The 8,253-nt window shown below is 32.4% G+C and carries 8 protein-coding genes; 4 read left to right on the top strand and 4 right to left on the bottom strand.

Annotated features, from left to right (window positions below):
- The coding region (locus tag AC1W31_RS19640; protein ID WP_481736197.1) for a recombinase family protein at positions 1-417 on the bottom strand (417 nt) is incomplete at its 3' end.
- A gap of 592 nt (positions 418-1,009) precedes the next feature.
- Between AC1W31_RS19640 and AC1W31_RS19635 the strand changes: the two genes are divergently transcribed.
- Positions 1,010-1,246 carry a hypothetical protein gene (locus AC1W31_RS19635; RefSeq protein WP_481736196.1) on the top strand — a complete coding sequence of 79 codons (237 nt, stop codon included), beginning with the start codon at positions 1,010-1,012 and terminating at the stop codon, positions 1,244-1,246.
- 809 nt (positions 1,247-2,055) lie between these two features.
- Here AC1W31_RS19635 and AC1W31_RS19630 read toward each other — a convergent pair.
- Positions 2,056-2,142, bottom strand: coding sequence for a hypothetical protein (locus AC1W31_RS19630; protein ID WP_481736198.1), 87 nt, complete (start codon positions 2,140-2,142; stop codon positions 2,056-2,058).
- Between the two features lie 186 nt (positions 2,143-2,328).
- On the opposite strand from AC1W31_RS19630, the gene AC1W31_RS19625 reads away from it, so the two are divergent.
- Positions 2,329-2,496, top strand: coding sequence for a helix-turn-helix domain-containing protein (locus tag AC1W31_RS19625; protein ID WP_481736195.1), 168 nt, complete (start codon positions 2,329-2,331; stop codon positions 2,494-2,496).
- 393 nt (positions 2,497-2,889) lie between these two features.
- Here the strand turns inward: AC1W31_RS19625 and AC1W31_RS19620 are convergent, their stop codons facing one another.
- Positions 2,890-3,816, bottom strand: coding sequence for a ParB N-terminal domain-containing protein (locus AC1W31_RS19620; RefSeq protein ID WP_481736194.1), 927 nt, complete (start codon positions 3,814-3,816; stop codon positions 2,890-2,892).
- Positions 3,817-3,822: 6 nt separating this feature from the next.
- On the bottom strand, positions 3,823-4,776 hold the full coding sequence (locus tag AC1W31_RS19615; protein ID WP_481736193.1) for a ParA family protein: 954 nt from the start codon (positions 4,774-4,776) through the stop codon (positions 3,823-3,825).
- 673 nt (positions 4,777-5,449) lie between these two features.
- Between AC1W31_RS19615 and AC1W31_RS19610 the strand changes: the two genes are divergently transcribed.
- Positions 5,450-6,478, top strand: coding sequence for a replication initiation protein (locus AC1W31_RS19610; protein WP_481736192.1), 1,029 nt, complete (start codon positions 5,450-5,452; stop codon positions 6,476-6,478).
- Between the two features lie 43 nt (positions 6,479-6,521).
- Positions 6,522-8,081 (top strand): ATP-binding protein, encoded by a 1,560-nt coding sequence (locus tag AC1W31_RS19605; protein ID WP_481736191.1) that lies wholly within the window; start codon positions 6,522-6,524, stop codon positions 8,079-8,081.
- The last annotated feature ends 172 nt before the right edge of the window (positions 8,082-8,253 follow it).

Genomic DNA, 8,253 nt, shown 5'->3' with positions numbered 1-8,253 from the left:
TCGCCCGCCTTTGATGCCTCTGGCTCGGGCAGCTTTTAAACCCGCATTAGTTCTTTCTACAATCAGATTTCTCTCAAATTCTGATAAGGCTCCGAAAATATGGAATATCAATTTTCCCGTAGGGTTTCCCGTATCAATGCTTTCTTGCAGAGATTTCAACATGACTTTCTGTTTTTCAAGATAATTCATCCAATCAATCAAATCTCTGAGGCTACGACCCAAGCGATCCAGTCGCCAGACCACTAGCGTGTCACCTGCTCGGAGTTGCTCTTTTAATTTATTGAGTTCGGGGCGGTCAGATTTTACGCCACTAATTTTATCAATAAATATTTTCTGACAGCCCGCTGTTTTCAGGGCATCGGTCTGAAGGTCGGTGTTTTGGTCAAGGGTTGAAACTCTGGCGTATCCGATTAACATAAAATTTGGGGTTGAATGATTTTTATGGCAAAAAGTGTAAAAATACTCATTTAAAGCTAAATTTATTTAACGTTGATTTATTAACGTAATTATTTTACCCTGAATACTCTGTTTTTGAATAAATTTGATGGTGTTTTCAAAAGTAAAGAAAATGACCGTTTGATTCACTTCCGGATTCAACGTTTGGTTCACTTCTGAATCTAATGATTCATTTCTGGACTCACCTATTGATTCACTTCTAAATCAGAAAATTAAAAAAATATGAATACTCTAAACTTTTTGATACACTCCTGAGACTTTCCACTTCAATTGAACCTGAGAGCCGTTACTGTGATAACAGTAACACCGCTTGCCTATACAAAAAATACGTACATTTTTTTACTTTATGGTGACTGAATACCTTGAAATCTGACCAAAATTACTCGCATAGTCTCACCTAATCATATCTTAGTAATAAGTTAATAACATCCTAATAATAAATTAATAACATCTTAGTAATAAGGGTAATAAGTTAATAACATCTCAGTAATAAGTTAATAACATCTTAGTAATAAGTTAATAATGACAACAGAATGGGATGGTACCCAAAATCGTGACACTTTTTTGCATAAAAAATCCAGAAAATGGGAAGCGTAAAAGAGTTAAAACTCGTCGAGGATTTGATGATGATTTCAAAGCAGAGATTGTCAAAATGCGAATTGCCCCCCAGCTTTATCCAGGAAAGATGTTCCAGAATTATCTAAGTCATTTGATATTGGAGAGCATCAAAAGTGTGGGGCAAATAATTTATGATGTACTTATTTTAAGAATATTGAATTTAGTTAGCTAACTCTAAGTGACTCATTTAAAAGAATAAATGATATTGTCCCACACTTTTAATGCCCTCCCAATAATTGTGAAAATATAGCATGTTGATTAATAGCTAATCTTATACTTTAATTATACAATTATTTATTAAGTGTAGGGGGATTTTTACACAGCTATTTTGGCTATACCTAAGGGATGTTTTTCGTGTAAACGTTCGTAAACTCCCATCTACACGCCCGTTTATAGCCCTGTTTACGTTTATTAGGTACTGTAAACTAATGACTTAACCCAATTTTCGCCGTTTTGAGAAATAGAAGTATACGTAAACAAGCATATACACCAAAATCAACGGAGACTGTCTACAAAGGAAAGGGTTAGAAAATAGCATTATCCCAAGAAATATGAGTTTACGAATATACTCCGCTCAAAGCGGACAGAGGGTTTTGCGAATATAAAAACGATAGTTTTTGTATTCGCAAAACATACCTCGCTATTTGAAAATTGCATTAAAATTCAGTAAAAAAATCATTAAAATAGACTCTTTTCTGAGAGAAAATGAGAACCTTTATGTCTGTCGTCGATACGTCGTCGATAAATCGCCAATAGGTAATATGTTACGTATTTTGTCGTTGATGCGTCTTCGATAAATAAAAAGATTGTTCATCATATTTTGTGGGGCTAAAACGTTCCATTTTTGCATTTTTCTTAGAAATGCTACGTTATCATGAAGCGTTACATAACGTTACAAGGGATCTTTTTGCATGATATGGATTTTATATTTTTATGAAAGAATAACAGAGATTTACCGATGTCATTTTCCGATAATGGTGATTACAATCCGACTTTTCGATATCTAAGAAACTTGTAAAGTGTCATTTTTGAAACTTTAATCTCTGAGGCGATTTTATTAACTGCCATACCTCCTTGCTCGCAATATTGTTCGCCTTCTATGGTTTTCGTCTATCATTTTTAGTCCTATGTTACCGTAAATTTTTAATATTATGTTGTCTATTAATTATCTTGCCTTTTCATACTAACCTTCCATTGGGGCAGAAAAGGTGGTCGAAGGCAAGGAATGACTAAAGAAGCCGAAAAAAAGCAATTTTGGCAGAATATTATTACAAACAAGGGGATATGGCAGTCAATAAAATCGCTTTGGAAATAGGTGTTTCAAAAATGACACTTTATAAGTATCTGAGGTACCTAAAAGTAGAAATTGGTGGCTATCTTTATCAAAATGACTCTAAAAGTCAAGTGATTGAAATTCAGTAAGTTATATTTTGTAAAATCTCAAAATATAAATCATAAGTAGTTTATTTTTAGAGAGTTAGGCTATGCTATGTAATTTTAGGCCCAATAAGGGAGTTGCGACCTATTACAGGAAGTTTCTTTTCCCTAATGCTACCTCTGGTTTTATCCAGCATAAATTGTTGCCAGCGCTCTTGTTCCACAAGAGCTTCTTCATAAAAAAAGGATCCTGTCCCCCATACTCTTCTGGTGGACTAGCCCTCATCCTTTCAATGCAAGTTGGAAATTTATATTTGGTATTTATTGACTCAATCTTTTTAATCCTAATTTCATGCAGATGGATTATCTAATTATGATGAAAATCTCATATGGCTTGCTTCATTTAAACACTAAAAAGCATAAGGTTCATTTTGAACCTTATGCTTTTTTATCAAAATACATGGCCATTTTTGATACAATGATTTGAAGTTCTGACAAATAAATTTCGTCTTTTGATTTATAGAATTTCTTGGCGGTTTGCAATAAAATGGTTGCATCCTTTTCAAAAGATTCTACTGGCTTTTTTACATATAGTTCAACTTTAATGGTAGAATTATCTAAAATAGAATTCAATTCTTCAAAATTTTCAATTGGCTTCGCAATCGTATCATTTTTTGAAATAGTCTGAATTAATGTCTTTGAAACTTTTTGCTTACCCGTTAAAATATCATCTCTAAAATTTTTGTCTAACTTAGAAATTCCTTTAGCATATTCAGCGTCACGTTTAATAGTCGAACGACCTACATTATACTCTTCTGCCAATTTTTCAGCAGTGTCAATTCCATCTTTTTGACCATAAGGTTCACTTTGAACCTTATGGTTTTCACGGTCATATTTTCCCCTTTCAGACTTTTCATTCAAGAACCGTAGGCCCCTAAAATAAGATACTTGCTCCGGTCTAAGGTTTCTTCTACCAAGCTGTAAATCAATCATATAATCTTTAACTTCCTGCAAATCTGTGAAAGTCAAAAGTTGTACGTTGAAAGAAATATTGTGTTTTTTACAGATGTCAAAACGGTTGTGACCATCAATTAAAACATAAATTGATTCATCTGAATTTTCGGTATTTTCAGTAACTTTTTTGTGTGTAGTTTCCCAAATAGATAGCGCATCACGACACCCATTTTTAAAAATATTTGCTTCCAATTGTGCGTATTCATCTACTCCCAAAGCGGGAATTAAATCTCGTAATTCGTCAATAATGACAATGTTGTTTTTAACATTTTCATTATTAATCAACAAATTATTTGCAAAGGTTTCTTTGGTTTTACTGGCAATCATAGCCCCAATATTCATTTTAGCCATTATTTTTTATTTTAAAAATTGGAGATAATCAATATATTCTGCACAAAAAGCACTGTATAAACTGGCAGCTTCGGAGGAATTAGAAAATTTTGAAATAGTATTTCCAGCTACCTGTGCTTTTTGAAAATCAACCAAGTGTTTTATTTCAGTATTGAAAATACGAAGTGGCAAATTTTGTCTAATCGCATCTTTAATTCCTTCGTGAACGCTATTCTTTTTTACCATCGTGAAAACCAATCCATCAATTGTGAGCATCGGATTTAAGTTCTTTTTAATGTCATGTATTTTTTCCAACAAAGAATTAACTCCCTTCATCGCTGCCATTTCTGGTTGCATCGTAATCAAACATGAATCCGATGCGTAAAGGGCGGAAACAGTCAATTTACCCAAAGAAGGTGGACAGTCAATCAACACATAATCATAGCGACTAAGCAAAGGAACAATTCTATTTTTAAGACGTAAATCGCCCCCAGGCATTAAAATTAATTGATATTCAGCATTCCCCAAATCAATATCACTGGGCGAAATATCCAAATTTGTGTCAAGTGAGATAACGGGAAATTCAATGTCACCAATCAAAGCATCAGCTACTTGAACCTCTGGCTGTTCAATTCCTAAAATTTGACTCAAATTGCCTTGAGGATCAAGGTCAATCATTAAAACTTTAAAACCTTTATTGGCAAGTGCTTCTCCCAAAGAACAAACAGTTGTCGTTTTTCCGACTCCTCCTTTGTGATTTATCACTGAAACAACTCTTGCTTTTTGATACAATTCATCAGAGTAGCCATAAACTCTCAATACTTTATCAAGTGCGACCAAATGTTTTTCCGCCAATTGTCGCCCCTGTGAAAGCGATTGTTGTAAGGTTCCCGCTGGAATAGTAGCCTGTTTTTCCACCGCTGATACCGAGATGGCTGGGCGATGTCTTAAAAACTTTAAAGCATTTTCTTGTGTAATCATAAGTTTTGTAATAATATTCATACAAATCTACTATATTTGTAATAACATTATTACAAATATAGTAGATTTTAATTACAAATTATTGAATAATAGCTTTAAGGGGAGTTTTTAGACGCTTTATAATATTAAAAATTTAGCCATTTTTAATTAAGATAAAACTTATATTTAATTGTATTAAACCGTTTAAATAACGTAAGTGACATGGTTTATATCCATATAAAATCACTAAAAATGTTCGTAAGGGGAGTTTTTAGACACTTCGCAATATGAAATTTTGAATTCAAAGGGAATATATTTTAGATTAAGGGAGTTTTTAGACACTTTTCTTAAAAGCAAATTAGAAGAACTTATTAATTAGGGCTATTTTTAGCAAAATATGACTTAAATACTTTTATCTTTAGTAATTTTTTCTTGATTTATATATTTCTCAATGTTATTTGATCGATTTAGGAGCTTATAATGCATTGTAAATCAAGTAGTTACAAGCAATAAGGGGAGTTTTTAGACACTCTAAGGGGAGTTTTTGGACACTTGAAAGTCTCGTAAGGGGAGTTTTTAGACACCGTAAGGGGAGTTTTTAGACACTTAAAACCTTGCTAATATCATCAGTTGTGGATAACTTTAAAACTAATTATCTCATACAATAAAATCCGTAGAAATCTAAGCTTGATTTATGGAAAATGAACAAGAATTATCTCAGATACAACAATATAATTTTGAAGAACAGACCTTCATTGAAAAAAGGGCGAATAATTATTTACCTAATAACTTAGTTGTCAGTCATGCGAAGTATGGGCGGATTGAACAAAAAATTTTTGAGTTTTTTATAAATCAAATAGATTTTGAGAAATCAAGAGATATTTCATCAACAACAGGCTTAATTATTAAGATTCCTTTAAAATATATCTCTAAACATATCAAGTATGCTGATTTAAAGACTCATTCAGCCACTCTGGGAGCAAAACCTATCACAATTGAGGAAATATCCATTGAAACAAAAAAAGAGAAGTTTACGCACCTTTTCCCATTTATTAAGATTGAGTATAATCCCGACCAAGGATTTTTAGAATTTTATACCAATCCACAGATTTCACCCTATTTATTTTTTCTTGAAAAACAGTATGCAAGGTATAAATTTGAGAACGTTCTTAGTTTCAAATCAATTTATACAACACCAATGTATAGGTTATTAAGAATGCATATCGGGCAAAATCGGAATATGTTTGTGTATAGCATTGAAGAGATTAGGAAAATTTTAGGCGTTGATGCAGATAAATATACCAACTTCAAGGATTTTAAAAAATATGTAATTGAACCAGCCAGAAGAGAAATGGCGGAAAGTTCTTTTGAAGCAATCAATTTTGAGTATGAAAGTACGGGCAAAAAACTGAGGAATGTTTCGCATTTGACATTTACTATTTTGGACGCTATCACGATTAGCCACCGAGAGAAAGAGGAATTATCTGACGCATTAAAAAAAATTGCTGATCCAGATTATTTATCGAAGGCGGCCTCTGTAATTTTGGCACGTGATTACAATATGTCTAACCATTTAATGAGTAAAATTTTAATGGATGGTCAACTTTTAACGAGATTTGTAACCTTGGATATTGAATTAAATAACGGAGTACACCCCAAAGTAAAAAATAGAACCGCTTGGATATTAGCGTGTTTAGATTTGGTAAAGAAAAAAATAAAATAAACAATCTCTAAACTTCTATTTTAGGAGAAATTTTCAAATAATTATGCAAAAATTACCCCTTGGAATACAGACATTTTCTGAAATTAGAAATCAAAATTATCTATATGTAGACAAAACAGAAGGTATTTTTAGAATGATAGATTCTGGAAAATACTTTTTCTTTTCACGACCCCGCAGATTTGGTAAGTCATTGTTATTGGATACATTACACGAAATTTTTGAGGGAAATAAAGCACTCTTTAAAGACCTCTGGATTGAAAATAAAATTGACTGGAAACGATACCCAGTTGTGAGAATTGATTTTGGTAGAATAGTTAGTAAGGATGGGGATTTAATTGAGGCACTTTTGAATGAAATTTTAAAAAATGCACAAAGATTAGAGGTAGCGGTCTCAAAAACATTATCACCATCAATAGCATTTGGTGATTTATTGAATAATATTTGTGAAAAGTATGGAAAAAATAGCATCGTTCTTTTAATTGATGAATACGATAAAGCGTTGGTTGATTTCATAGATGATGTAGAATCATTCGACTATAATCGTGATATTCTGAGAGGTTTTTATACGAATATAAAGTCGTACGATGCCTGTATAAAGTTTACTCTTTTAACAGGAGTTTCTAAGATTGGTAAAATGAGTTTATTCTCTGGACTTAATAATATCAATGACATTTCTTTAGATAATGAGTACGCCAATTTATGCGGAATTTCACAAGAAGAGCTTGAGTCAAATTTTAAAGAACACATTGATAATTTTGCCAAAATTGAAACGAAGGAGAGAATTGAATTATTGGAATTATTAAAAAAATGGTATAATGGTTACAGTTGGAATGGGCAAACAACGCTTTATAATCCGTATTCTTTATTAAATGTTTTTCAAAAAAATGTTTTTCAAAACTATTGGTTTGATACAGGAACACCTTCACTTTTAATTACCATGGTTAATCAAAACCAACGATTGTTTGATACTTTCAAGAACTATGTAATAGGCGATTCTTGGTCGATGTCGAGCTTCGACCCACAATCGAATGACGACATTGGATTGATGTTTCAAACTGGTTACTTGACAATTAAAGCGAGAGAAAAAAATATGGATGGTATTCCCTCATATAAATTGGGTTTCCCAAATCAAGAAGTTGAATACTCGTTTGCTAAATATCTTTTGGCTGAATATATAACTGTAGCACCTGAAAGATTAACAAACGATTTGTCTTACCCGATGCGAAATGCTTTGAATGAAAATGATTTAGAAACATTTACCAATTGTATAAAAGTTGCATTCTCAAAAATACCCCATCATTTATTTATCGAAAAAGAAGCATTTTATCATTCTATGTTGTTAATGTTAATGATGACATCGGGTATTATGATGCGAAGTGAAGAGGCAAGTTCAAAAGGCAGAAGTGATTTGGTTTTGGAAACAAATGACACTATTTACATATTCGAATTCAAATTAAATCAGAGTGCCCAGGTTGCCCTTAAACAAATAAAGGAAAAAGGCTATGCTACTCCTTACTTGACAAATGCTAAGAAAGTAGTTTTAGTCGGGATTAATTTTAAAAATAGAGAATTGGATGATTGGAAAGACGAGCGTATTGATTGAATATCAAATTAGGAAGTAAAATTTTTGGTAGTGTTACAGAATGTATGCTCTAATATGGGTTAAATCACAAGAGGACAATATCTTTGTAGAATGTCTTACGTTCTTGTCAAAGTTTATTGCCCTCATTGCGAAACACCAAATGTAAAGAAGAATGGTGTAAAGGGCAACGGTC

It is taken from the genome of Arcicella sp. (assembly GCF_964672035.1).
Note: the sequence above shows the minus strand (reverse complement) of the source record. Positions and strands in the feature narration are given on the sequence as shown.

Excerpts from the sequence above, each read along its gene's own strand:
- AC1W31_RS19630 (WP_481736198.1), bottom strand. The coding sequence starts at position 2,142 with ATGGCAGTTAATAAAATCGCCTCAGAGATTAAAGTTTCAAAAATGACA.
- AC1W31_RS19615 (WP_481736193.1), bottom strand. The coding sequence starts at position 4,776 with ATGATTACACAAGAAAATGCTTTAAAGTTTTTAAGACATCGCCCAGCC.
- AC1W31_RS19605 (WP_481736191.1), top strand. The coding sequence starts at position 6,522 with ATGCAAAAATTACCCCTTGGAATACAGACATTTTCTGAAATTAGAAAT.
- AC1W31_RS19610 (WP_481736192.1), top strand. The coding sequence starts at position 5,450 with ATGGAAAATGAACAAGAATTATCTCAGATACAACAATATAATTTTGAA.
- AC1W31_RS19620 (WP_481736194.1), bottom strand. The coding sequence starts at position 3,816 with ATGGCTAAAATGAATATTGGGGCTATGATTGCCAGTAAAACCAAAGAA.